This window comes from Sulfitobacter sp. PR48, assembly GCF_028807335.1.
In the GTDB taxonomy this organism is placed as follows: domain Bacteria; phylum Pseudomonadota; class Alphaproteobacteria; order Rhodobacterales; family Rhodobacteraceae; genus Sulfitobacter.
The window spans coordinates 1-23889 of sequence record NZ_JARAMM010000011.1 but is presented as its reverse complement, the minus strand read 5'-3'; the positions used below and the strand labels follow the sequence as shown (position 1 = coordinate 23889).

At 62.4% G+C, this 23889-nt stretch carries 24 protein-coding genes; 9 read left to right on the top strand and 15 right to left on the bottom strand.

The genetic code is table 11. From position 1 onward, the window contains the following. Nucleotide 1: 1 nt before the first annotated feature. Nucleotides 2-667: a fumarate hydratase C-terminal domain-containing protein gene (locus PVW51_RS15165; protein WP_274575886.1), complete on the top strand. Its 666-nt coding sequence runs from the start codon at nucleotides 2-4 to the stop codon at nucleotides 665-667. Here PVW51_RS15165 and PVW51_RS15160 read toward each other — a convergent pair. The 3 genes from PVW51_RS15160 to PVW51_RS15150 are packed head-to-tail and all read right to left on the bottom strand — an operon-like array spanning nucleotide 664 to nucleotide 3454. After that, on the bottom strand, nucleotides 664-1803 hold the full coding sequence (locus tag PVW51_RS15160) for a mandelate racemase/muconate lactonizing enzyme family protein (protein WP_274575885.1): 1140 nt from the start codon (nucleotides 1801-1803) through the stop codon (nucleotides 664-666). The genes PVW51_RS15165 and PVW51_RS15160 overlap by 4 nt on opposite strands. Further along, entirely contained in the window at nucleotides 1800-2546 is a 747-nt protein-coding gene (locus tag PVW51_RS15155) for a sulfite exporter TauE/SafE family protein (RefSeq protein ID WP_269365931.1), read from the bottom strand. The genes PVW51_RS15160 and PVW51_RS15155 overlap by 4 nt, the downstream gene beginning before the upstream one ends. Continuing rightward, nucleotides 2543-3454 carry a LysR family transcriptional regulator gene (locus PVW51_RS15150; protein WP_274575883.1) on the bottom strand — a complete coding sequence of 304 codons (912 nt, stop codon included), beginning with the start codon at nucleotides 3452-3454 and terminating at the stop codon, nucleotides 2543-2545. The genes PVW51_RS15155 and PVW51_RS15150 overlap by 4 nt, the downstream gene beginning before the upstream one ends. Before the next feature lie 162 nt (nucleotides 3455-3616). On the opposite strand from PVW51_RS15150, the gene PVW51_RS15145 reads away from it, so the two are divergent. From PVW51_RS15145 to PVW51_RS15135, 3 genes are all read left to right on the top strand, one after another. Beyond that, on the top strand, nucleotides 3617-4591 hold the full coding sequence (locus PVW51_RS15145) for a Bug family tripartite tricarboxylate transporter substrate binding protein (protein WP_274575882.1): 975 nt from the start codon (nucleotides 3617-3619) through the stop codon (nucleotides 4589-4591). Nucleotides 4592-4657: 66 nt separating this feature from the next. Further along, nucleotides 4658-5140 (top strand): tripartite tricarboxylate transporter TctB family protein, encoded by a 483-nt coding sequence (locus PVW51_RS15140; RefSeq protein WP_274575881.1) that lies wholly within the window; start codon nucleotides 4658-4660, stop codon nucleotides 5138-5140. After that, nucleotides 5137-6645, top strand: coding sequence for a tripartite tricarboxylate transporter permease (locus tag PVW51_RS15135; RefSeq protein ID WP_274575880.1), 1509 nt, complete (start codon nucleotides 5137-5139; stop codon nucleotides 6643-6645). Before PVW51_RS15140 ends, PVW51_RS15135 begins: the two co-directional genes overlap by 4 nt. Nucleotides 6646-6663: 18 nt before the next feature. Here PVW51_RS15135 and PVW51_RS15130 read toward each other — a convergent pair whose 3' ends face one another. The 3 genes from PVW51_RS15130 to PVW51_RS15120 form a co-directional block, all read right to left on the bottom strand. Next, nucleotides 6664-7488, bottom strand: coding sequence for an RNA polymerase sigma factor (locus PVW51_RS15130; protein ID WP_274575879.1), 825 nt, complete (start codon nucleotides 7486-7488; stop codon nucleotides 6664-6666). Next, nucleotides 7485-7886 carry an SRPBCC family protein gene (locus tag PVW51_RS15125; protein WP_274575878.1) on the bottom strand — a complete coding sequence of 134 codons (402 nt, stop codon included), beginning with the start codon at nucleotides 7884-7886 and terminating at the stop codon, nucleotides 7485-7487. The genes PVW51_RS15130 and PVW51_RS15125 overlap by 4 nt, the downstream gene beginning before the upstream one ends. A 240-nt stretch (nucleotides 7887-8126) precedes the next feature. Next, complete coding sequence (locus PVW51_RS15120; protein WP_274575877.1) at nucleotides 8127-8606, bottom strand: Lrp/AsnC family transcriptional regulator; 480 nt, start codon at nucleotides 8604-8606, stop codon at nucleotides 8127-8129. A gap of 139 nt (nucleotides 8607-8745) precedes the next feature. Here PVW51_RS15120 and PVW51_RS15115 point away from each other — a divergent pair, with 139 nt between their 5' ends. Both PVW51_RS15115 and PVW51_RS15110 read left to right on the top strand, forming a co-directional pair. Then, a complete protein-coding gene (locus PVW51_RS15115) occupies nucleotides 8746-9783 on the top strand; it encodes a zinc-dependent alcohol dehydrogenase family protein (protein WP_274575876.1) in 1038 nt (345 codons plus the stop codon). A gap of 74 nt (nucleotides 9784-9857) precedes the next feature. Continuing rightward, nucleotides 9858-11042 carry an aromatic amino acid transaminase gene (locus PVW51_RS15110; protein WP_274575873.1) on the top strand — a complete coding sequence of 395 codons (1185 nt, stop codon included), beginning with the start codon at nucleotides 9858-9860 and terminating at the stop codon, nucleotides 11040-11042. Between the two features lie 335 nt (nucleotides 11043-11377). Here the strand turns inward: PVW51_RS15110 and PVW51_RS15105 are convergent, their stop codons facing one another. From PVW51_RS15105 to ilvD, 8 genes are all read right to left on the bottom strand, one after another. Then, entirely contained in the window at nucleotides 11378-11803 is a 426-nt protein-coding gene (locus tag PVW51_RS15105) for a VOC family protein (RefSeq protein WP_274575872.1), read from the bottom strand. 206 nt (nucleotides 11804-12009) lie between these two features. Then, a complete protein-coding gene (locus PVW51_RS15100; protein WP_274575870.1) occupies nucleotides 12010-14133 on the bottom strand; it encodes a PAS domain-containing hybrid sensor histidine kinase/response regulator in 2124 nt (707 codons plus the stop codon). Between the two features lie 332 nt (nucleotides 14134-14465). Continuing rightward, nucleotides 14466-15008, bottom strand: a complete 543-nt coding sequence (locus PVW51_RS15095) for a MarR family winged helix-turn-helix transcriptional regulator (protein WP_274575868.1) — start codon at nucleotides 15006-15008, stop codon at nucleotides 14466-14468. Between the two features lie 2 nt (nucleotides 15009-15010). Next, a complete protein-coding gene (locus PVW51_RS15090; RefSeq protein ID WP_269365956.1) occupies nucleotides 15011-16312 on the bottom strand; it encodes a TRAP transporter large permease in 1302 nt (433 codons plus the stop codon). Then, the gene (locus tag PVW51_RS15085; RefSeq protein WP_269365958.1) at nucleotides 16312-16824 is read right to left on the bottom strand and encodes a TRAP transporter small permease; all 513 of its coding nucleotides are present in this window, start codon (nucleotides 16822-16824) and stop codon (nucleotides 16312-16314) included. Before PVW51_RS15085 ends, PVW51_RS15090 begins: the two co-directional genes overlap by 1 nt. Before the next feature lie 335 nt (nucleotides 16825-17159). Continuing rightward, nucleotides 17160-18206 (bottom strand): TRAP transporter substrate-binding protein, encoded by a 1047-nt coding sequence (locus tag PVW51_RS15080; protein WP_269365960.1) that lies wholly within the window; start codon nucleotides 18204-18206, stop codon nucleotides 17160-17162. A gap of 50 nt (nucleotides 18207-18256) precedes the next feature. Further along, nucleotides 18257-19144 (bottom strand): NAD(P)-dependent oxidoreductase, encoded by an 888-nt coding sequence (locus PVW51_RS15075; protein ID WP_274575865.1) that lies wholly within the window; start codon nucleotides 19142-19144, stop codon nucleotides 18257-18259. Continuing rightward, nucleotides 19141-20868: a dihydroxy-acid dehydratase gene (ilvD, locus tag PVW51_RS15070; RefSeq protein WP_274575864.1), complete on the bottom strand. Its 1728-nt coding sequence runs from the start codon at nucleotides 20866-20868 to the stop codon at nucleotides 19141-19143. The genes PVW51_RS15075 and ilvD overlap by 4 nt, the downstream gene beginning before the upstream one ends. A gap of 99 nt (nucleotides 20869-20967) precedes the next feature. On the opposite strand from ilvD, the gene PVW51_RS15065 reads away from it, so the two are divergent. Beyond that, on the top strand, nucleotides 20968-21747 hold the full coding sequence (locus PVW51_RS15065; protein ID WP_274575863.1) for a hydroxypyruvate isomerase family protein: 780 nt from the start codon (nucleotides 20968-20970) through the stop codon (nucleotides 21745-21747). Then, nucleotides 21744-22529, top strand: coding sequence for a 2-keto-4-pentenoate hydratase (locus tag PVW51_RS15060; RefSeq protein WP_274575862.1), 786 nt, complete (start codon nucleotides 21744-21746; stop codon nucleotides 22527-22529). Before PVW51_RS15065 ends, PVW51_RS15060 begins: the two co-directional genes overlap by 4 nt. Before the next feature lie 23 nt (nucleotides 22530-22552). On the opposite strand, the gene PVW51_RS15055 is transcribed toward PVW51_RS15060, so the two are convergent. Then, on the bottom strand, nucleotides 22553-23272 hold the full coding sequence (locus PVW51_RS15055; RefSeq protein WP_274575861.1) for a helix-turn-helix transcriptional regulator: 720 nt from the start codon (nucleotides 23270-23272) through the stop codon (nucleotides 22553-22555). A gap of 86 nt (nucleotides 23273-23358) precedes the next feature. Between PVW51_RS15055 and PVW51_RS15050 the strand changes: the two genes are divergently transcribed. Beyond that, nucleotides 23359-23754, top strand: a complete 396-nt coding sequence (locus PVW51_RS15050; protein ID WP_274575860.1) for a RidA family protein — start codon at nucleotides 23359-23361, stop codon at nucleotides 23752-23754. Nucleotides 23755-23889 lie beyond the last annotated feature (135 nt).

The following is a 23889-nucleotide window of genomic DNA, read 5'->3' as shown; positions in this document are numbered from 1 at the left end:
CATGAGCCCACGTAAGATCCGCCTGAGCACCACGCCCACGCAAGAAGAACTCGATGACCTGCAACTGGGCGACATCGTCTATCTGGACGGGCTGATGTATACCGCCCGCGAAGGCGTCTACAAACGCGCGCTGGAGGAAAAGGCCAACATCCCGATGGAACTGCCGCGCGATTCGGCGGCGAATTTTCACTGTTCGCCCGCCGCCCGGATCAACGCCGACGGCAGTTTCGAGATGGGGGCGGTAACCGCCACCGCGTCCTTCCGCTTTTCCAAGTGGTTGCCGGAATGGATGGAAAAATCGGGTGCCAAGCTGATCATCGGCAAGGGCGGGATGTCGTCGAAGGACTACAAGTCCTACTTCGTTCCCAATGGTGCGATTTACCTGTCCACGGTCGGCTACGGCACCGGTGCCCTGCTGGGTCGCGGGGTCGAGAACGTCGAGGCCGTCCACTGGAACGAGGAACTGGGCCTTGCCCAGGCCATGTGGGTCATCAGGTGCAAGGAGATGGGGCCCTTCATCGTCGCCTCGGACAAGAACGGCGATTGCCTGTTCGAGCGGGAGAATGCGAAGATCTCGCAGAATTTCGACAAGATCTACGAGGGCACCCGCCCGGCCACGCTGAAACGCTATGGTGAGACGGATGATCGGTCGGACGAGGTGATCTAAGCCCGCCGCTCAAGCGATAAGGTTTGGTATTGCGACAGGTCCGCTGGCAAGGCGTCAATGCCTAGCCCCGGTGCCGTGCCGATGGTGAAATTGCCGTCATCGCGCAGCCGCGCGCCCTCAAAGGCATCGCGGAGGGGGTTGGGGTTCACATCCACCTCCAGCAAGCCGTCGCCTCCGACAGCCGCCAGAAGATGGGCCGAAGCGATCAGGCCGATCCCGCCGCCCAGGAAATGCGGACAATAGCGCAGCCCGGCATCCCTTGTCCGCTGCGCAGCCGCGCCGCAGCCGCTGATCCCGCCCCATTTCACGATGTCCGGCTGCACCACAGAGATATGACCGGCAGCGATGGCGGTCTCGAACCCGCTGTTTCCAGTGATGTTCTCGCCCGCGGCCAGGGGCGTGGCAAAGCCGTCTGCCAGGGCTTGCCAATCACCGGCGGGCAGATCGGCGCGGATCGGTTCTTCGAGCCATTGCAGCCCCAGCGCATCTATTGCAGCCGCATGTGACAGCGCCTCCGTGACGGTCCAGGCCTGGTTGACATCCGCCATCAGACGCTCGCCATCATCCAGCCCGTCCGCAAGGGCGCGCAAGGCGTCGATATCGCGCGCGCCGTCAAAGCCGATCTTCACCTTGAAGGCGCTGTGACCCACCGCGCGGGAACTGGCGATCAGCTCCGCCGCCGCGCCGATGGCGATGCCGCTGGCATAGGTCGGCACCTCTGCGGCAGCGCGACCATCGAGGAATTGCGCCAGTGGCAGGCCGCGATGGCGTGCAAAGATGTCATGCAGGGCGATGTCCAGCCCGGCGATCACCTGCCGGAACGGCCCCCATTCCCCCGACTGCAACGCGCGGATGTGGGTTTGCGCGGTCAGGCTTTCGAACAGCGCGCCGGCGGTGGCGACATTCGCGCCGACCACCAGATCGCAGATGTCCTGCACAAGCAGCTGCGCGCGGTGTTCCGCAGCGGCGGCAGGCCAGTTCGCAAAGATTTCGCCCCAGCCATGGCACCCGGTGCTGTCTGTCAGTTTGACAAAGACGGCGGGTCGGTCCCGCATCACGCCAAAGGAGGTTGCGACGGGCACTTTCACGGGAACCCGGTAACAGAAAACTTCGACGCGTTCGATACGGCAGGTCATCCCATCACCACTCTTGCCATCAGGATCAGCCCGGACACCAGCATCATCGCAATCAGCAGGCGGCGGAACTGGTTGTCGGTAAGGCGTTTGAAAACCGCGATGCCGATCTGAGCGAAGATCATCGTCGTCGGCAGGGCCACCGCGCCATAGATGATCGTCTGGGTCGTGTAGGTCCCCTTGAGGGCAAACACGATTGCCGCGAGCGCCAGCACGCAGACGTTGAAGGGCTGCAGGACCGCGCGGGTCTCGGCCTTTGGCCAGGGGCGCATGGCGCACCACATGGTCGGCAGGGCACCGGAAAGGGATGCGGCACCGCCCAGGATGCCGCCGAAAAAGCCCACCAGCACGTCGACCACCGGGGTCGGGCGCTCCAGCCGGGGCAGGGAAGAGCGCAGCGTGAAGAACCCGCCATAAAGGATCAGAAAACCCGCAATGATCAGGCGAAGCATGTCGGGTTCGAGCATCGACAGCATCGCCACCCCGAGCGGCACGCCGATCAGCGCAGGCAGCAGGAAACGCGCCAGCCGGCGCGGGTGATCCGTGATCGACCTGCGGACCAGCCAGACGCCCTGCAATCCCGCCACCACCGACATGACCACGACGATGGCCACCGCCTGGGCCGGTGGCATGATCTGCAGCCAGAACCCCAGCGCAAAAAGCGCGGTACCAAACCCGGCCAGCCCGTTCATGAACCCGCCCGCTGCGGCGCCAAGGGCGAGGATGACAAAGAAATACAGGCTCATGGTGCTGCAACACCGGACGGAAAGGGATCGAAGACACCAACGCGGACAGCATTCAGAAGCTCGGCCTCGACTTCCTGAAGGACCCGCAGCTTGACCGTGTTCGCCAGCGACAACAGCCCCAGTTCGCGCACCGGCGCGTCGCTGCCAAGGGGGATGTACCTGAGCGGCAGCGGATTGGGCGGCTGAACGCACCGGCGCGGCACGATGGATACGCCAAGATCGGCATGGACCATGCTTGAAATGTTTTCGAGGTTTTCCAGCTCCATCGTGTCTTTCACCACGATGCGGTTCATCTGCAGCCAATTGTCGATGATGTCGCTCAGCAGCGCCTTGCGGGTGAAGCGGATGTAGGGATGTGTGGCCAGAATTTCGAAGGGGTCTTCGGAGGTGACATTCAGGGAGGTCACAAGCTGCATCGGTTCTTCGGCGATCGGGGCCCAGACCATGTTGCGCGGGATCACATGCGGCTTGGTCACGACAGCGGCGTCCAATATGCCGCGTTCCAGTTCCACGACCAGTTCCTTGGTCTGGCCGGGCGTGACGCCGATGTGCAGTTCGGGAAAACGGGCCTTGATGGATGTAATGGCGAAGGGGATCAAACTGGTCAGCCCCGTCGGCACACTGCCAAGCGACAGGTTTCCCCGCAGCCCGTCATCGCCCAGGACAGAGGGCAGCAGGTTGTCATAGGCCGCCACGATCTCCCGGACACGGGCAACGATGGAGCGACCGACAGGGGTCAGTTCCGGCGTGCGCCGGGTGCGGTCGAACAGGGCAATGTCCCATTGCGCCTCCAGCGCCTTCATCTGCTGACTGACTGCGGCATGGGTGATGAACACGGCCTCACCCGCCGCACTGAACGTGCCGTGATCGGCCACGGCGATCAGGGTGCGAAACATTCTGATGGACATCTGAGTTACGCTTTTCGTTAGCAATACTTTCGGAAATTGTAATGAGTTTCCGCTTTATACAAAATTGACTTACCAATAGAGTTTGTCAAGGATCGTCAGGTCGCCAGGATTGTCGGCCCAGCGAGCTGAGTGAAATCAGCCATTTGTTTTTGGGAGGAAACGATGAAATTTGCAAAATTCGGTGCGGTCGGCGCCCTCGTCTTCGGGCTCGCGACGGCAGCAGCGGCGGAATATCCTGAGCGTCCTGTCAACATGATCATCCCCTTCGGCGCGGGCGGTGCGACAGACATTTCTGCGCGCACGATAGCAGAGCCGCTGGGCAAGGTTGTCGGCAAGCCGCTGATCATGGCGAATGTGACCGGGGCCGGTGGTGCCACCGGTTCGGTCGCCGCGATGAACGCAAAGCCGGACGGCTACACGATGCTGTTCACCCGCGTCGGCTCGCATTCGGTCAACCCGGCGATGAAGGCGACACTCCCCTATACGCTGGACGATTTCCGCTATGTGACCGTCTACGAGATCAACCCCTTTGCCTGTGCGGTTGCCGCCGATTCAGACATCAATTCGATGGATGATCTTGTCGCCAGGGCGCGTGAGGGCGGGGTCAGCTTTTCCTCCTCCGGCGTTGGCTCCGGCCTGCACCTGGGCGGGGTCATGGTGATGGACGCTTTCGGCGTCGAGGACCCGCTCAACCAGGTGACGCATATCCCGATGGACGGTGGCGGTGCCGCGGCGACAGCCGTGCTGGCGGGAACGGCGACCTTCCTGTGCACAAACTCCTCCGCCTTGGCGAGCTTTGTCTCCAACGGCCAGCTCAAGCCGCTGATGGTCACCACATCGGAGCCGGTCGTGGGCTTTGACGCCCCGACAGCGGCCGACCTTGGCAAGCCGGAACTGGAACAGCTTGTGGGTTGGACAGGCATTGCCGGTCCCAAGGACCTGCCGGATGAAGTCGCGGCGAAGTGGGGCGAATGGATGCAGGCCGCAGCGGGGGACGAAGAATTCGTTTCGCGCATGGAAGCGGTCGGTTCGATCATCGACGTGATGAGCCCGGAAGAAGCCAATGAATTCATCCGCACCCAGTACAACACGTTCAAAGATCTGGTGGATCGCCTCGGCATGCGGATCGAAGGGTAAACCTGAACCGAACCGGCGCACGAAGCCATTCGTGCGCCCTTTTCTTTGCACGGGGCTCGGTTGGACATGCAGGGCATCAAGCGACAATCCCTGATCGGTATCGCAAGCATCATCGTGGCCGCGATCCTGATGTTCGCGGTCATACCGACATGGGTTTCCTCGCCCAGCAACGTGCGCAATATCGTGCTTTCGCCGCTGTTCTGGCCCTATATCCTCAGCGGGCTGACCGTGCTGATCGGGCTGGGTCTGGTTGTCACGGGCTTTTTCACCACCGACCCTGATGAGCCGGAACAGCCGGCCATATCCGGCGGTTACAGGCGGCTGGGCATCCTGGCGGCAATCATGGCGCTGACCATGTTCGCCCTGCCGCGCCTCGGCATGGTCTGGACCTCGATGCTGATTTTCGCAGCAACGGCATTCCTGATCCGGACCTCCCACCCCCGGACCGCGATCATCTGCGCCATCACCGTGCCACTGGTGCTTTACGGATTCTTCGCCCATGTCGCGAGCGTTGCGATCCCGCAGGGCAATTACGTGAGATTGCCATGAGTTTTCTCGACAGTATCGCCGCGGGCCTGTCGCTGGTCGGCAATTTCGAAGCCTTCGCAGCGCTGTTTGTCGGTGTGTTGATCGGCACCATCGCCGGGGCGATTCCGGGCATGTCGGCCACGATGGCGGTTGCGCTGACGCTGCCCTTCACCTTCGCGATGGAGGCGGTTCCGGCGATCCTTCTGCTGCTGGGTGTCTACAAGGGCGGCATCTTTGGCGGCTGCATTCCCGCGATCCTGATCAAGACGCCCGGTACGCCCGCCTCCAGCGCCACTGTGCTGGACGGCTATCCGATGGCCGAAAAGGGGCAGGCGGGAAAGGCGCTCGGCATGGCGCTCTGGGCATCCTGCACGGCGGATCTGATCTCCAATCTCTCGCTGATCCTCTTTGCGGGCTGGCTCGCCTCCTTCGCGCTCAACTTCGGCCCGCCGGAATTCTTCACGCTGATCCTGTTCTCGCTGACGATCATCGCGGGGGTGTCGGGCAACAGCCTGCTCAAGGGGGCGCTGTCGGCGATGCTGGGGCTGCTGCTGGCGACTGTCGGTCTTGACCTGGTCTATGGTACGAACCGGCTCACTTTCGGCGATCCGAACCTGATGGGCGGGTTGAATTTCATCGCCGTCCTGATCGGGCTTTTCGCGATGCCCGAGGTGATGTCGATGGTATGGGATCCCAAGCCGCACGAAGGCAAGGCGCGCGGCCTGGGCAATGATTCCGTCACCTTCGGTGAATACAAACGCTGCTTCCGGACCATCGTGCGCGGCAGTTTCATCGGTGTCTTCCTGGGGTCTATTCCGGGGATCGGCGCGGCCCCGGCTGCCTTCCTCTCCTACAGCGAGGCGCGCCGGAAATCGCCGAACAAGGCGAACTTCGGCAAAGGCGAGGTGGAAGGCGTGGCCGCATCCGAATCCGGCAACAACGGTGTGGCGGGGGCCACGCTGATCCCCTTGCTGGCACTTGGGGTGCCGGGCGATGTCATCACCGCGATCATCATCGGTGCATTCATGATCCACGGGTTGCAGCCCGGTCCCATGATGTTCGTGCTGAACAAGGATCTGATCTACGGCCTGTTCATCGGGCTGATCGTCAGTTCGGTCTTTCTGTTCTTCATCGGCTCGCTGGCAATCAGGCTATTCAAATACGTGGCCGACATTCCGCGCGGTGTGCTGTTTCCCGGTGTGCTGGTGCTGTGCATCTACGGGGTCTTTGCGGTGAACAACAACATCTTTGATGTCGGGGTGATGTTCGTCATGGGGTGGGTCGGATACGTGATGCTGCGCAACGACATTCCCGCAGCCCCCTTCCTGATCGCCTTTATCCTCGGCCCGCTGCTGGAGAACAATTTCCGCCAGGCGATGCTGATGTCCGGCAATTCCCCTGAAATCCTGTTCCGGGGTCCGATCACCTGGTTTTTCTGGTTCCTGACCCTGCTCACCGTTGCCGCGATCATCCGTGCCGGCATTCGGGCGACGCGGAACATGCGCAGCAAGCCCGGCGCCGGGTAAGCCACTTGTCGCGGCGGTCTATGAAATCCGGTCCAGGAATTGTTCCACCAGGGACGGGACCGCACTCGCAAACTGCGGGTTGGAGCGCATGATCGCGATCGAGCGCTGCGCGGTCTCAAGCGCCGCCACGTCCCGGCGGATCTCATCCGGCGACAACTGCCCGGCCTGATCGCTGTCCAGATGCGCGGCACCCTTTGCGATGCGCCCCATCCCCAGCGCGGGGGCGATGCGGTTCTCGCAGCGGCAGGGGGCCTTCGCGGATTGAATGCCGCAATTCGATTTCATGAAACCGCTGACCGCAGACCGGGCGCGCCGCAATCTCTGGCGGTAGGTTCCGGCCGGAACATCAAGCACGTCGCTGGCTTCGGTATCGGTCATCTCGAAGATGTCGCCCAGAATATAGGCCATGCGCAACGGCCGCGACAGGCACACCAACAGGGCCAGGGTGCAGCCCACCTTCACTTCCTTCAATGCAAGCTGATGTTCCATCTCCGTCAGACCCAGATGCGCGGAGTCCCCCTGGGCCAGGTGCAGGTCTTCGGCGAAATCGTCAAAGGTCAGGCGCATCCTCTCGACCCGTCCCAGCCGCGCGGATTGGGCAAGATGGCGGGTCGCCACGCGAAAGGCCCAGGCCCCGGCAAGCTCGGTGTCACGCAGATCGCCCAGATGCGTGATGATCTTGATCAGAATTTCCTGTGTTGCATCCTCTGCGTCCTCCCGATGGGCAAGCATGCGCATGGCCAGATTGAAAACCGGGGCTTTCGCCGCGTTCACAAGTGTTTCAAGGGCCGCGCGACTTCCCTTTCGCGCGGCCTCCACGTCAACCGGATCAAAGCGGATCATGCGGCAAGAATCCCTTTCAGTTTTTCCAACTCGGTTGCCAGAATGCCCTTTTGCGCTTCCAGCGCGCCTTCCAAAGCCTCAAGCGGCACAGGCGGTGCCATCAATACAAAGGTATATATGGAATTATCTGCGCCATTTGCAGTGATCCGCGAATAGGCCGAGGCGACGGAACCGTCGGGAAAGGTCATCAGCCAGTCGACATTGCCCGCCTCGCGCGAGGTCACGGTCTGCAAGGTGATCGGAACCTCGCCGTTCGGGGTCACCAGAACGGCTGTCGTGGCATCGGCGCGGGAAAACGCGTTGGTCCATTTCGGCAGGTTCGCGGGCTGAGAGATATAGTCGAATGCCGCTTGGGCGGAAACGGTAAGGCCGATGGATTGTACGTCGAAATTTTTCATTTTGATCTCCATGTTTGCCGCCGCGAAACTGCGGCGGATACATATGAAGAGGGCGCGAAGCAGCGATGTGTTACATGCGGATTCAGGTTTTTTCAGGATCACCTGCCCGGCCTGGCACCCGGGCGAGGCATTTGGGGTCTGGGCATCGCACTAACGGAACGACCGCTGCGTCCGCGTGGTAGACATCGACACCTCAGCGGGTTTCGCAACATCGACGGTGGTTTACCCGACGTTTCACAATCAGGGGGCGGCAGGCGGTATGATCGGCAATTTGCTGGAGGCTTTCATCTCTTTCAAGGACAGGTTCGAACGAATGCTCGTCACCCCCGGCAGCCGGCGCAGGGTGCTGTCGACAAAGCTGCTGTAATCATCCAGGTCCCGCGCCACGACGATCAGCAGGAAATCATCCGCCCCGGTGGTGTTGTGACAGGCAAGGATGTTTGGCGTCGTTTCCACGATCCGCTGAAATTCCGCCGTTGCGGCCTGATCGTGTTCGGAACAGCGCAGCTGCACAAAGGCCATCACACCCAGCCCCAGCTTGCGACGGTTCAGGTTGGCCTGATAGCCTTCTATGATCCCGTTTTCCTCCAGCCGTTTCAGCCGCCGCCAGCAGGGCGTTTCGCTCATCCCCAGCTTTTCGGACAGCTTCGCATTGGTCATCCGCCCGTCGCTTTGCAGCAGGGACAGCAAATGGGCGTTCACGGCGTCAATCTCGGGCAAGGGCAGAAACCTTTCGAAACTTGTAGGATAAGAGGGGTTCTCACTCAAGAATACCAGAAATCCTGCAAGATTGGCAAAGTTGTTTCCCTGCTGAACGCTATGATCACCCCGATTCACACATCAAAACGAAAGCCCCGCCATGAAAGCCGTCCTGTTCGAAAAGTTCCAAGAAGCGCCCAGGCTGGTCACGGTGGCTGATCCCAGCCCTCAGACGCATGGCGTGGTGCTGAAGGTCGCGGCCACAGGTGTCTGCCGCAGCGACTGGCACGGGTGGATGGGCCATGACAGCGACGTCGATCTGCCGCATGTGCCGGGCCACGAACTGGCCGGCGTGGTCGAAGCGGTGGGCAAGGATGTGACCAACTGGAAAGTGGGGGACAAGGTGACCGTGCCCTTCATCTGCGGCTGCGGCAGCTGTCCGGAATGCCACGCAGGCCATCAGCAGGTGTGCCTGCATCAGGAACAGCCGGGTTTCACCCACTGGGGCTCTTTCGCGGAATATGTCGGCATTCATCAGGCCGATCTGAATCTCGTGGCGCTGCCCGAAACGATGGATTTCGCCACGGCGGCCAGCCTTGGCTGCCGCTTCGCCACCTCCTTCCGCGCCGTGATTGATCAGGGCAAGGTCAGGGCGGGCCAATGGGTGGCCGTGCATGGCTGCGGCGGCGTGGGGCTCTCTGCGGTGATGATCGCCACCGCCGCCGGGGCCAATGTGATCGGCGTGGACCTCGACCCGGCCAAGCTGGCCCTGGCGCAAAAGCTGGGTGCCGTGGCCGTGATCAACGGGGGCGAGGCCGATGTCCCCGAGGCAATCCGGGAGATCACCCGCGGCGGGGCGCATGTCTCCCTCGATGCGCTGGGCCATACCGTGACCATGACCAACTCCATCCTCTGCCTGCGGCCAAGGGGCAAACACATCCAGGTTGGCCTGATGCTGGGCGATCATGCGGCCCCCGCCATTCCCATGCCCAGGATCGTGGGGCAGGAGATCGAATTGCTGGGCTCGCACGGGATGCAGGCGCACCGCTACGGCGCGATGCTGGACATGGTGGCCAGCGGCAAGCTGGATCCCGCGCGGCTGGTGGGCGACCGGATCAGCCTTGCCGAGGCACCGCAGGCCCTGATGAACATGGACAAGTTTCAATCCGTGGGTGCCACGGTCATCACCCGGTTCTGAACCATGGGTGGCATTGGTTTCACCGGCGGCGGCAATATGCCCGCCGCGCCAGGGCAGCGCGAAAGGTCTGGGGCATGTTCGAGAAACTAGAGGAGTACCCGGTCGATCCCATCATGATCGGCGCGGATTACTTTGCCCAGGACCCGCGCCGCGACAAGCTCAACCTGACGGTTGGGATCTATCAGGACCAGGACGGCCAAACACCGGTTCTGCGCGCCGTGAAGGAGGCGGAGCGGCGGCTGGTCGAGACGCAGATGACAAAATCCTACCTCGCCCTGACCGGCGACGCCGAATATTGCGCGGTGCTGGGGCAGGAAATTCTGGGCGCGGCCTTTGGTGCGGATTGGGTTGCGGCGCAGACCTCGGGCGGGGCCGTGGCCCTGCGGGTCATGGCGGACCTGCTGGCGCAGATGCCTGAACCGCCCAACGTATGGTTGCAAACGCCGACCTACGGCAATTACGTCCCGATCCTGAGCGCAGCCGGTGCCCGCTTTGCCGCCGTGCCCTATTACGATCCGATTGCGCGGCAGATTACCTTTGATCAGATGCTGGCGGGGCTGAATGCCGCCCGGCCCGGCGATGTCTTCCTGATGCAGGGCGTATGCCACAACCCGACAGGCGCCGACATGACGCCAGAGCAGTTTGCCGCCCTGCTCGATCTGCTGGAGGCGCGCGGGATCATCCCATGGATCGATCTTGCCTACCTCGGATTCGCCCAGGGCTTTGACGCGGATTGCGCCATGGCCCGGCAGGTCGCCGCGCGCTTTGCCGAATGTATCGTCTGCGTCACGCTTTCCAAAACGTTCGGCATCTACCGCGACCGCGCCGGGGCGTTGTTCGTGAAAACCCGGCAAGCCGACCGCGCCCGCATGCACCGCGCCGTCTCTGCCATCGTGCGCGCCGGCGCGTCCCATGCCCCCGATCACGGCCCATCCGTGGTGCGTACCATCCTGCAGGATCAGGCGTTAAAGGCGCTCTGGCTGCAGGAACTGGACCAGATGCGCGCCCGCGTGGCACAGGTGCGTGCCGCTATCGCAGAGACCGAACTGAATGATTTCGGCACGCAGGAGCTGGCCTATTTCGCCCGGCAATCGGGGATGTTTTCCCTGCTGCCGCTGACAGAGGGTCAGGAAAAGGCGCTGACCGCGGAGCATGGCATTCACGTCGTCAAAGGCGGCCGGGTCAACGTCGCGCGCCTGGGCTCCGGTGATATCGGCGGGCTGATCCGTGCCGTACATGCGGTGAGGGCGCAGGCGTAGCCGGTGCATCCCCGGCGCGGGCCGCGACTGATCTGGTCTAAACCTTTTGCAGGTCACACCAGATCCGGGCAGCATGCCCCGGTGATACACCGTTCCGGCATCAGGAGGCGGCTTTGCCCTGAGACAAATCAAATCGCCAATGGCCCGAAAGCGCGCAGCGCGGCAGGGTATGGGCTACTCAAGCTTAAAGCGTCCGACCTTTACCCTGAAGCATCCAGCGACATGAATGTCCCGAGAGCGCCGCAGGCGCGGCAGGGTATTCATGTCTCGGGTTTAAGGTCGGGCGCTCTAAGGCGGGGGCGCTTTCATCGGCGCTGACCGGGGCGCGGGGCCGGTTACCCCTCCGGCGGCAGCATCTGCGGATTCCAGACGATTTCCCACAGGTGCCCGTCAGGGTCGCAGAAATAGCCCGCGTAGCCGCCATAGAATGTGTCCTGTGCGGGTTTGATTATCCTGGCACCGGCCTGTGCCGCGGCCGCAAGGTTCTGATCCACCTCTTCGCGCCGCGCCACATTATGCCCGATGGTGACGGCTGTCGGGCTGACCGGCTGCACCGCCAGCCCGGTGTCATGGGCAATGTCGACCTGCGCCCACAGGGCCAGCTTCATGCCGCCGGACAGGTCGAAAAACGCAACCGCGCCATGATCGTACTCCTGCCCGATGATGCCTTCTGTCGGCAGCCCGAGGCCGTCGCGGTAGAATGCCAGCGAACGTTCGAGATCGGCGACGCCAAGTGTGAGAACGGATATTCCGGGTTTCATGTCATGCCCTTTCCTATCGGCACCCGCACCATGCAGACGCCTCGATAGTCTTGGGCCGCTGACAATCAGCAGAAGGACCCGCTGGGCGCGGGGGCCGGGCCAACCTTCCCGGGCCTGACCTGTTTCAGACCCGTCAAGGATAGACAGCGCCCCGGCGCCGGTCAAGAAGGGCAGGTCAGCTTCCCGACAAACGGCAGGGCCTGTTTTCAACCCCGCTTCGCGATTACGGATGCGACAGCGTTCAGCAAATCGACCTGTCGCACGGGTTTCATCAGGCGGATGTCATCGGCGTGCAAGCCGTTGCCGTGGACCATGGCCTCATTGGCATAGCCCGACATGAAGATGAAGGCGGCGTCAGGGTCCATCGCCCGAATGGCTTTCGCCAGATGGGTGCCCTGCAACTTCCCCGGCATGACAATATCTGTCGCGATCAGGTCAAAACTCGGGTCCTTTTCCCAAAGGGCCATTGCATCGTCGCCGGAGGGCGCGGTCGTGACCTCGATGCCGGCCCGCACCAGAATATCCTCAAGCGCGATCAGAAGGTCGGCGTTGTCTTCGACCAGCAAGATCCGCTTGCCCGCGAGATGCGACATATCCCGGGGCAGGGCAGCGGCCGCCCTGGTCTTGCCACCCTCCAGGGCCGCTTTGAAATACAGTTTCAGCGTCGTGCCGGTGTTCCTCTCCGAATAGATGCGGACCGTCCCGTTCGACTGTTTCATGAAGCCCTGAACCATGGACAGCCCAAGCCCTGTCCCCTGGCCGGTCGGCTTGGTCGAGAAGAACGGCTCGAATACCCGTTTCAAATCTTCTTCCCCGATCCCGACGCCGGTATCGCTGACCGCTATCATCACATAGCGCCCCGGCACCAGATCTTCGCCACGGTCCTCGATGTATTCATTGTCGATGCGGACATTGGCGGTCTCAATCGTCAGCCGGCCACCGTCGGGCATGGCATCCCGCGCATTCAGCATCAGGTTCAAAAGCGCGTTCTTGGCCAGACTTTCATCGGCGGTAAACCGCCACAGGTTCGCCAGCAGCGAGGTCTCGATCTGAATGTTCGCGGGCAAAAGCCGGTTCGACCAGTTCAACACATCGCGGATCATGTCATTGGCCTGCAGCAGGGTCGGTTCCAGATGTGAACGGCGCGCAAAACCCAGCATGTTCCGGGTAAGGTCGGCACCGCGCTGCGTCGCATCAATCGCGTTTTCTATGTAATCCGCATGCCCGGCGTGATCGGGTTCAGTCTGCAGCAGTTCCAGATTCCCAAGGATGACGGCGAGGATATTGTTGAAATCATGCGCCATGCCACCCGCGAGATTGCCGATGGCCTCCATCTTTTGCGACTGGCGAAGTTCGTTTTCCATATCGACCAGCATGGAAACATCCTGCAGCGTGCCGGCCATGCCTATGATCTCTCCCCCGGCATCCAGAATGACCTCTCCGCTGTCGACGACATTCACGATCGACCCGTCAGGGCGCCGCATACGGTGCAGGTTTGAAAACTGCCCCTTTTCCGCCTGCGCCAGATCGACCGCTGCGCGCAGCTTGGCCCGGTCCTCCTCCAGGACAAAGGCCCAGCCCTCTTCGACCGTCGTCGGAAAATTTCCGGGTTCAAGCCCGCAGATCCGGCCCACGGCTTCGGACCAGTAGAGGTCGCCCTTGAGGTCGGATTTCCAGCGCCCGAGCCGGGCGATGCGTTCCGCCTGAAGAAGAAATGTTTCCTGCTCCTGCAGCTTCAGCTTGTCGGTTTCGGCCTGACGGCGCCGTCTTGATTGCACGACGGCAACCGCCAGGGCCCCCGCCACGACGGAAGATGCAAACAGAAGGGCCACGGCATAGAGGATGGCCCGTCGGCGTGCCATCACATCCAGAATCTTGCGTTCGAATTCTTTGATGCTCCGCGCGGCGTCCGTATCCGATACGCGAACGCGCGCATCGACCTCGGCAATTGTCAGCTGATCCCGTATGTCGCGGGTCCTATCCAGCATTTCGCGATAGGTCGCCAAAGTCGACCTCAGGTCGGTCATCTGTTCCTTAATGCCCAAATTCGCGGCCTGAACTTCAATCTCTGAGATCGCGACAACAGCAATGTTGTAGTCTTCCAGGGCCGCGTCCAGATACCCCGTCTCGTCGGGGCGCAGCACGTGATTCTTGAAATTATGGATGAACCCGGCATAGCCGATTGACCGTTCAAGCAGCAGAAACAGGCGCGGCAATGTATAGGATGCACGCTCATAATAGACAAAACGCTGGCCGAGCAACACCATCGCGAAAATGACACAGACAGCGGCCAGCAGCAGCAACGGCCTGTGCAAATTCGATAATTTCATGTTCTCAAGCCTCGTTTGAGGGCGCGGGGATTATGCATAGTCGAGATTTTTGTTTTCAACTTCAAGCCGACACATTCAAATGGATGCAATGACCACCCCGGCCATTGCCCCTTCGAGGCCCCGGTGGTTTGTCGTGAACCTCGCATGGGCGCATGCATAGACTCAACTTCTTGCATTCTCGTCAACAAGCCAGCCCTGCCTGAGTTCTTGGGTCTGGATGGACGTCGACCGCCACCAAAATGATCATCCAGTGCAGCGAATGTTGGTATGGGTCCCTTCCGGCGCCTTCGGCTTGCACCGGGCATGGGTGGCAGTGATCGGCGGCGTTCTGCCTAGTCGCCCCTTGCGGATGCGGCGCTTTCCAGGTTGCGGATCAGATCCTTCAGCGTGGCGATGAAGGTCGCATATCTTTCGCTGCCGATCGCATCATTCAGCGATTGCAGGTGCCCGATGGCTTTCGCTTCCATCATGGCCTGCTGCCTGATGCCCTTTTCGGTGGCGACGCTCAGATGAATCCGGCGGTCGCTGGCGGATCTGAGCCGCACGATCATCCCCTCGTCTTCCATCCACCGCAGCGCCTTGGTGACACTGGATTTGTCGCGCGCCGAGGCGGTGCCGATCTGGGTCTGGCTGATATGCGGGTTGCGCACGATCAGGGTCAGGATGGTGAAATAACCCGGATGCAGGGCATCATCGCCCAGACGCGCCCGGAAATCCTCATAGGCCGTCTCATGGGCGCGGCGCAGATACATACCGATGAATTCGTGCAAAATGCCATGGTCCAATGTGTCGGTGTCCGGGGCCTGTACCGACCCATAGGACAGCACGTCGCCGTCCTTGATCCCCGGAGCTGCATCGTATGTCTTCTTGTCCATATTCACCGCGCCATCAGAGGAAGGACCATCACGATCCATGGGAAAGCAATTATGATAATGATGCGGACAATATCAGCCAGAACAAATGGCAGGATCCCCCGGTACATCTGACCGACCGACAGGTCGCTGATGACGGATTTGATGACAAAAAGGTTCAGCCCCACCGGCGGCGTGATCAGCGAAAGTTCCGTCACCATCACCGCAAAGATCCCGAACCAGATCGGATCAAACCCCATCTGTGTCACGATGGGAAAGAATATCGGGATGGTCAGCAGGATCATGGAGAGGCTTTCCATGAACATGCCCAGAAACAGATAGATCACGAGGATGGCAAAGATCACCGCCATCGGGCCAAGGCCCAGCGAGGTGATCAGATCCGACAGGGCGGCAGGCAGGCCGATCAGGTTCATGAAGTTGGAAAAGACCAGGGCCCCGATCAGCACCAGGAACAGGCTGGCCGTGGTGGTCACGGTTTCCACCAGCGAGGCGATCAGCCCCTCCCAGGACAGGGCGCGCCGCCACAGGGCAAAGGCCAGCGCGCCGGTCGCGCCAACGCCCCCCGCCTCGGTCGGGGTAAAGACACCCTGGTAAAGCCCGCCGATGATGCCGATGAAAAGCAGCAGGATGGGCCCGACGCTGCGCAGGTATCGCAGCCGTTCGGCCCAGTCCGCGCGCGGGGCCGCAGGCGCGCAGGCAGGATCGATCTGCGCGGCAATCCGGATCGCCGCCAGGTAAAGCAGGATCGCCAGCACACCGGGCAGGATGCCCGCGATGAACAGCGAACCGATGTCCGTCCCGGTCGCGATCCCGTAAAGCACAAGGATGACCGAAGGCGGGATCAGGATGCCCAGGGTGCCGCCCGCCGCAACGGCAGAGGCCGCGAAACCATCGGCATAGCCATAGCGGCGCATCTCCGGCACGGCGACCTTTGCCATCGTCGCCGCCGTCGCCAGCGAAGAGCCGCTCAGCGCCGAGAAACCGCCGCAGGCCAGGATCGTCGCCGCCGCCAGACCGCCGCGCATATGCCCCACGAACCCGTGACACAGCCGGTAGAGATCCTCCGACATCCGTGCCCGTGTCACGAAGACCCCCATCAGGATGAACATCGGCAAAACCGACAGCTCATAGGACATCGTGGCGTTGATCGGCAGCTGGCCGATCATGCCCATGGCGGTGCGGTCCGAAATATTGATCCAGATGCCCGACAGGCCGACCAGCAGCATCGCCAGCGCAATGGGCATGCCGCCCATCATCATCACAAAGACCCCGGCAAAGGCCAGACCGGAGATTTCCCAGACCGCCATCAGAAACCACCGCCCGTCTCGGACACGGCGGGGCGCGCCCGCCTCAGCACATCAATGGCACAGATGAGAAAGGCGAGGGCGGCAACCGCCAGAAACACCGCCATGCCCTGGGCAATCAACCCCTTGGGCACCCGCAGTTCCATCGTGACCTCGTTATAGGTCAGCAGCCGCTCACCCTGCAGCCAGACCCGCCAGGACACAAAGGCCATCAGCGCCGCACCCACAAGATCCGACAGGAAGGTGGCAACCGCCAGCACCTTCGGGGGCAGCCGCTCCGTCAGGATCGTCACGGTGATGTTGCCCCGCCTGCGCACCATCAGCGGCACGGCGGTAAAGACAATCAGCCCCATGCCGATCTCGATCATCTCGAACCCGCCCATCAGCGGGCTGCGGAACCCATACCGCATCACGACACCGGTAAAGGTGACCGCCATCACGAAAAAGGCGATCAGCCCGGACAGCCAGGCAAGCGCCAGACACAATCTGTCAAAAAGGGTAATGGCGGCTGTCACGGTGATCTTCCCTCCGGGGCGCGCGGATGACGGAATGAAAAAGGCGGCATTTTCTGCAATGCCGCCTAGGCTCTGGACCCATTAATTCTATATACTCAGCGGTGATTTCACGAGATTTCAATGGTTTGGGGCGTGCAGCCAATAGTGGTTCTATTTGCAAGCGGCCCAAGACGTTGAAATGAAGTGAAATCGCCGCCCTTCGGGTTTGACGGATTTTCCCGCAGTCTGCGTCACATCTGCTTGGAATAGAACCACTATTCCTGCGCAGATGTTCCTGGTCTGCAAAAAAATCTGTCAAACTGAGCATATAGAATTAATGGGTCCAGAGCCTTACATTACTTTACCACATTCACCACTTTGTCCGTGCGGTAGTTCTCGACCATGTCCCGCGCATATTGCAGGATCGCATCCCCGTCGAAGCCCTTTTCCGAGGCCTGCGCCAGCCATTCGGCCTCCAGCGGCTTCAGCTTTTCGCGCGCGGCGGCGACATCTGCCTCGGGCAGGGTCACGAATTCCACATTGTTTTCGTTCAGCTTCGCTTCGCCATGCTTGTCGCCATTGGTCCAGGCAAAGCCAGAGAGCATGGCGATGGCCATGCCTGAATGTTTCTCGACCGCGGCGCGTTCCTCATCGCTCAGACTGTCCCAGCTGTCCTGGTTGAAGGCGACCCAGAAGGTATCGGTATAAAGCCCGCCGGGAATCCGCGTGATCGAGGAGATGACCGGGGTGATGCCGAAAAAGTCGATGGATTCAGACGGGAAGGTGATGCCATCGGCCACACCGCGCGACATGGCGGTCTGCGCTTCGGTCGGGGGCAATTGCACCGGCGATGCGCCCAGTTCGGACATGATGCGCCCGGTGACATTGCCGCCAACGCGGATCGTCTTGCCCTCCAGATCGGCAAGCGTGTCGACCCGGCCCTTTGCCATGTTGATGTTGGGGTTCGAATGGGTGAACAGCCCCACCACATGCGCGCCCTCATGCTCGCCATATTCGGCGCCGTACTTCTGGTAGGTCAGCCAGGAGGCCGCAGAGCCGGCCCAGGGATCGGGCGACATGAACGGCAGGTCCATGACCTGTGTCATGGTGAAACGGCCCGCGTTATGGCCGGACACGCCATAGCCGACGTCAAAGGCCTGATCCAGCAACAGGTCGAACTGCGCAGGCGGCGGGCCAAGCGGCGATGTCATGATCTCGAACTTCAGCGACCCGCCGGTTTCCTCTTCGATGGCCGTGGCCCAGGGCTGCAGGATACCCGAAACGATCAGGTGATGCGGCGGCAGCCAGGACCCGATCCGCATGGTCTTGGTGTCCTGCGCCAATGCGGGCAATGCCGCGACAGTCATGGCCGCCGCCAATGTCCAGGTCGTAAAGTGTTTCATCTTACTCTCCCTTGTGTGTTGCGGCCTTCGCCGCGCTTACGTCAAAATTGTCAAAGCTTGCTCGGCCCACTCAGTTTGAAGATTTCCAGGGCATCCGCCGTCTCGCCGCCGCGCACGGTCAGCAGGCGGAACTGTTCCGCAGCCATGGCGGTGAAGGGCACCGGCGAGGTGCAGGAGCGCGCCAGCGCACAGACCGAATCCAGATCCTTCAGCATGGTATAGACATGCCCCAGGGGCGGCTCATGCTGCGCATTGACCATGCGGGGCAGGAAGATCTGCAAGGGCTTGCTGTCCGCAAATCCGCCCGCCAGCGCCTCCGGCAGCCGCGTGGCATCCACGCCCGCATTGGTGGCAAGGCGCGCGGCCTCGGCCAGCACCGCCATGGTACAGCCGACAATGACCTGGTTGCACAGCTTGGTGGTCTGCCCGGCCCCCGAAGGCCCCATCAGCGTAAACCGCGCGGCCATGTCCAGCACGGTGCTCTCGACCCGGTCAAAGACCTCTTGCGCGCCACCGGCCATGATCGCCAGCGTGCCCGCCTCGGCCCCCGGCACACCGCCCGAAACCGGCGCGTCGATCCAGTCCATCCCGGTCTCGGATTTCAGCCGCTCCGCCATCCTGACCGATGCATCCGGCTGGATCGAGGAGAAATCGACCAGAACGCTGCCCTTGCGCGCGCCCCTGGCCACGCCGTTTTCGCCAAAAACGGCCTCTTCCACGGCATTTGTGTCGGTAAGGCACAGGAACACGATATCGGAGCGGCCGGCCACATCGGCGGGGCTTTCCCCCATCGCGGCACCCTTGTCCACAAGCCCCTGCGCCTTGGCCGCCGTGCGGTTCCAGACGGTCAGCGGATGGCCCGCCGCCAGCAGCCGTGCCGCCATGGGGGCCCCCATCAGACCGGTGCCGATATAGCCCAGTGTTGCCGTCTTGGTCATGTCGTCTTTCCTTTCCTGCGGGTTTCCGGCCATTGCGCGTTGCCCGCATGGGTCACGGCACCTTCATGGGCCTGTCCCACCGTCGCCGCATATTTCGACAGCAGACCGGCGCGATGCCGCGTTTCCGGTGCCGTCCAGCCTTCGCGGCGGCGGGCCAGTTCATCCTCTGACACGTGCAGCGTGATCGTCGCGGCCTTGCCGTCGATGGTGATGCTGTCGCCGTTCTGCACCAGCCCCATCGGGCCGCCGGTCGCAGCCTCGGGCGCGGCATGGCCGATGCACATGCCCCGCGTCGCGCCGGAGAAACGGCCATCGGTCAGCAGGGCAACCTTCTCTCCCATGCCCTGCCCATAGATCAGCGCCGTCAGGCCCAGCATCTCGCGCATGCCGGGGCCGCCCACGGGTCCTTCGTTCCGCACGATCAGAACCTCGCCTGCCTTGTAGTCGCGCGAATGGACCGCCTCCACTGCGTCATCCTCGCTCTCGAACACGCGCGCCGTGCCGGTAAAGGTCAGCGATTTCAGCCCCGCCACCTTGAGCAGCGCCCCATCCGGGCAAAGGTTCCCCTTCAGGACAACCACGCCGCCCGATTGCATGATGGCGTCGGACACGGGGCGGATGATCTCACCATCCGGTGCCGGCGCATGGGCGACCTCTTCGGCCAGGGTCCGGCCCGTGACGGTCAGCGTGTCGCCATGCATGAACCCATGGGCGATCAGCTCCTTGATCACCACATGCGCGCCGCCGATCTCATAGACGTCCTTGGCATGGTATTTCCCGCCCGGACGCAGGTTGCCGATGAAAGGTGTCCGCTGCAGCACCGCGGCAACGTCATCGGCGGTAAACTTGATGCCCGCCTCATGGGCAATCGCCGGAATGTGCAGCGCGGTATTGGTGGATCCGCCGGTCGCCGCCACAATGGCGCAGGCGTTTTCAAGCGCCTTGCGCGTGACGATCTCGCGCGGCAGCGGGCCGCCCCGTTCGATCAGTTCCATCACCAGCGCGCCCGCACGCTGGCCCACGCCCTTGCGTTCCGAATAGACGCCGGGGATCATCGAGGAATTGGGCACCGTCATGCCCAAAGCCTCTGACACCATGGCCATCGTATTGGCGGTGAACTGGCCCGCACAGGCACCGATGGTCGGCTTGCAGGCCTCTTCAAGCTGGGTCAGCTCATCTTCGGTCATCGTGCCGGCCTGCACCGCGCCCACCGCCTCGTAAGTGTCCAGAACGCTGACATCGCGGCCCTGGAACCGCCCGGGCAGGGCCGACCCGCCATAGACAAAGACAGCGGGCACATTGCAGCGCACCATGCCCATGATGACGCCGGGCAAAGTCTTGTCGCAGCCGCCATAGCCGACGATGCCGTCATAGGCATGGCCATGTATCACCGCCTCGATGCTGTCGGCGATGATCTCGCGGCTGACCAGGCTGAACTTCATGCCCTCATGGTTCATCCCCACCCCGTCCGAGACAGAGATCGTGGTGAATTCGCGCGGCGTGCCACCGGCCATCGCGATGCCTTCCTTGGCATATTCGACCTGCTGGTAATGGGTCATGTTGCAGGGCGTGGTTTCACCCTTCTGGCTGACGACCCCCACCATCGGCCTGGCAATCGCGGCGTCGTCCAGCCCCATGGCATGCATGAATGCGCGGTGCGGGCTGCGGTCGATGCCATCCGTCGTGATTCGCGAACGAAGTGGCTTTTTGTCAGACGATGCCATGGTTGCCGCCTCCAAAGAAAGTTTCATGAAAGAAGGTTTATGCTTGAACCAAACCACCGAATCCCGTTTTCTGTCAACAATGAATCCAGGGCGGTACACATGAAGCTGATATCCAACATCTCGATGATGTTCTGCGAAGTTCCACTGATCGAAAGGCTGCGCGCCGCGCGGGACGCCGGGTTTCAGGGCGTCGAAATCCAGTTCCCCGAACTGGCCGAAATTGAACCCCTGAAGGAGGCATCTCAGGCGCTGGCCATGCCCATCACCCTGATCAACGTGCCGCGCGGACCGGGTGACGCCGTCGGCCTTGCCGCATTGCCCGGTGAACAGGACGCCTTCCGCGCCGCCGTTGCCACCTGCGCCGGACAGGCCGCGGCACTGGGCGTGCGCAAGGTCAATGTGCTCTCCGGCAGGCCGCCCGAGGGCGCCTCCCATGCGGAATGTCTGGCGGTGTTAAAGGCCAATCTTGTCCATACCGCAGATGTCATGGCCGAAATCGGCGTGCAGGTCATGGTCGAACCGGTGAACCGCGATGATGTGCCGGGGTTCTTCCTCTCCGGGCTCGACCCTGCGCTGAACCTGCTGGAGGAGATTGACCACCCCAATCTGGCGCTGCAGTTCGACCTTTACCATATGGCCATCACCGAACCGGACCTGCCTGCCGCCATCCGCCGCGCAGGCGCGCGGATCGGCCATGTGCAATTCGCCGACACGCCGGGCCGCCACGAACCCGGCACCGGCATGATCGACTTTCCCGCCGCCTTTGCGGCCCTGCGCGACACCGGCTACGATGCAGAGGTCTCTGCCGAGTACCGGCCTCTGGAAAACACCGGCGACGCGCTTGAATGGATCACGGATTTCAAAAGGATGATGGCATGACGGACCTCCGGACGCTGACGCAGAAGATTTTCGACGATGTGCTGAAGGGCAATGCCTTTGACCCCTATGCCGAGGACCCGCCGCGCACATTGGCACAGGCCTATGCCATTCAGGACGCGCTGACCGCAGCCCTGTCCGACCCCACGGTGCGCGGCCCGGTTGCGGGCTGGAAGATCGCCGCGAATTCGCAGCAGCTGATGGCACGTTTCAAGCTGAGCGAACCTGCAACCGGCCGCATTTTCGCCAGCCAGCGTATTGATGGCGAGGCATCCCTGAAGGTGGCCGATTACACCGAATTCGCCATTGAGCCAGAGATCGTCGCCGTGATGAAGACGGGTCTCAGCCCGCAAGACACCCCCTTCACCCGCGCGCAGGTCATGGGTGCCATCGACCGTTTCGTGCCGGGGATCGAGCTTCTGGACCTGCGGCACACCGACATGCCCAACACCCATATCCCCGACGCCATTGCCCAGAACATCTCCAACGTCGGCGCGGTGGTCGGCGGACCGGGCCTCGCGCCCGAAGACCTGAACGTCGGTGACCTGCAAACCACCCTGCACATCGACGGGGAGATCGTGCATGACGTCACCGGCGCCGCCCCGCAGGACCCGCTGGATGCGGTGACCTGGATCGCCAACCACCTGGCCGCGCGCGGCTTTGCGCTTGAGGCGGGCCAGGTCGTGTTCTGCGGCACCCACAGCCCGATCTGGTATCACAAGGGCAAGGGCCGGATCGAAGTCCAGATGTCCCGGCTCGGCACCGCGGCGCTGACGCTCAGCTGATCGGGCGGGCCGGCCGGCCAACCTCACCGCGGCAATGCGCTGTAGGGGCAGACATCCTCCCCGAACGGCACCTGCCGCTGGCGAAACGTTGTCCCTTCGACCAGCACGGGCCCCGTGATGCGATCCATCCGGAAATGCCGGAAATCGCCCCGTGCGGGATCCCATGACACCAGATACCACAGCGGCGGCAGGATCAGCATCGCCTGCGGTTCGACCTCGCGGCGTGTCTCAATTCCCCTGGCATCGCGGTAGTCGAACCGCAGATGGCGGCGCTGCAGGAACGCGGTTTCAAAGGCGGGCAGCAATGCGGGGTCGATCGTGCCCATGTCCGACAGGTCCTGCAACGGGGACAGCTTGCCCACATGCAGGCAGTCCAGAAAACGGCGCAGGTCGCGCAGCTTGTCGCGGGGCAGGGTCCTTTCGATCTTTGCCAGCCCCGCATCGGCCAGATCGGAAAAGGGCAGGTGCCCCGCCGCCCGCATCGCCGCCACGCTGATCAGCAGCGCAAAAACCTCCGTCACCGCCAGCCGCGCGGTTGTCTGCATGGATTGCGGGTCAAGCTGCAGACCGCCGCCGCGCCCCGGTTCCGAATCTATGACAAACCCCTGATCGCGCAGGGCACCGATGTCGCGCAGCACCGTGCGGCGCGATACACCGGCCTCGCCGGCCAGCTGGTCAACCGTCGCGGTCCCCCTGCGGCGCAGGCTGCGGATGATGGCGTCATGACGGCTGCGAATATCCATTTCCGCAGCCTAGCACATTTGGTGACAAAATTTGGCACCATTTGAACATAGGGATTCTCCAATGACATCAAACCGGAGAAACCGACATGCAACGCACCGCCGTAAACCCCTGGGACTGGTCCCTGAAACTGGGCTATAACCAGGCCGAAATCATCGAAGGCGCATCGCGCCAGCTGATCTGCGCCGGCCAGACCGCCGTGGATGCAGAAGGCAATCCCCGGCATCCGGGCGACATGCGCGGCCAGATCGGTCTGGCGCTGGACAATCTCCAAGCGGTTCTGTCCGGCGCAGGCATGGAGCTTGGCCATGTCACGCGACTGGCCATCTACACCACCGATGTGGATGAGGCGCTGAAGCATTTCGATCTGCTGGGCACGCGCTTCGGCGCCGCCCGCTGCGCCCCGCCGATGACCCTGCTTGGCGTCACCCGTCTGGCCATCCCCGGTCTGCTGTTCGAGATCGAGGCAACCGCCTGTGCCTGAGGCAGTCTGAAGGCAGGGGCAGGCAGCCGACTCCGGTCGGCGTGCCTCAGGCTGCTGAAAAAGCACGTTCCTGCACCCGCTCCCCCCGAAACAACGAAATCGTTCTTCCACGACGCCAGCCACAAGCCTTGGCCC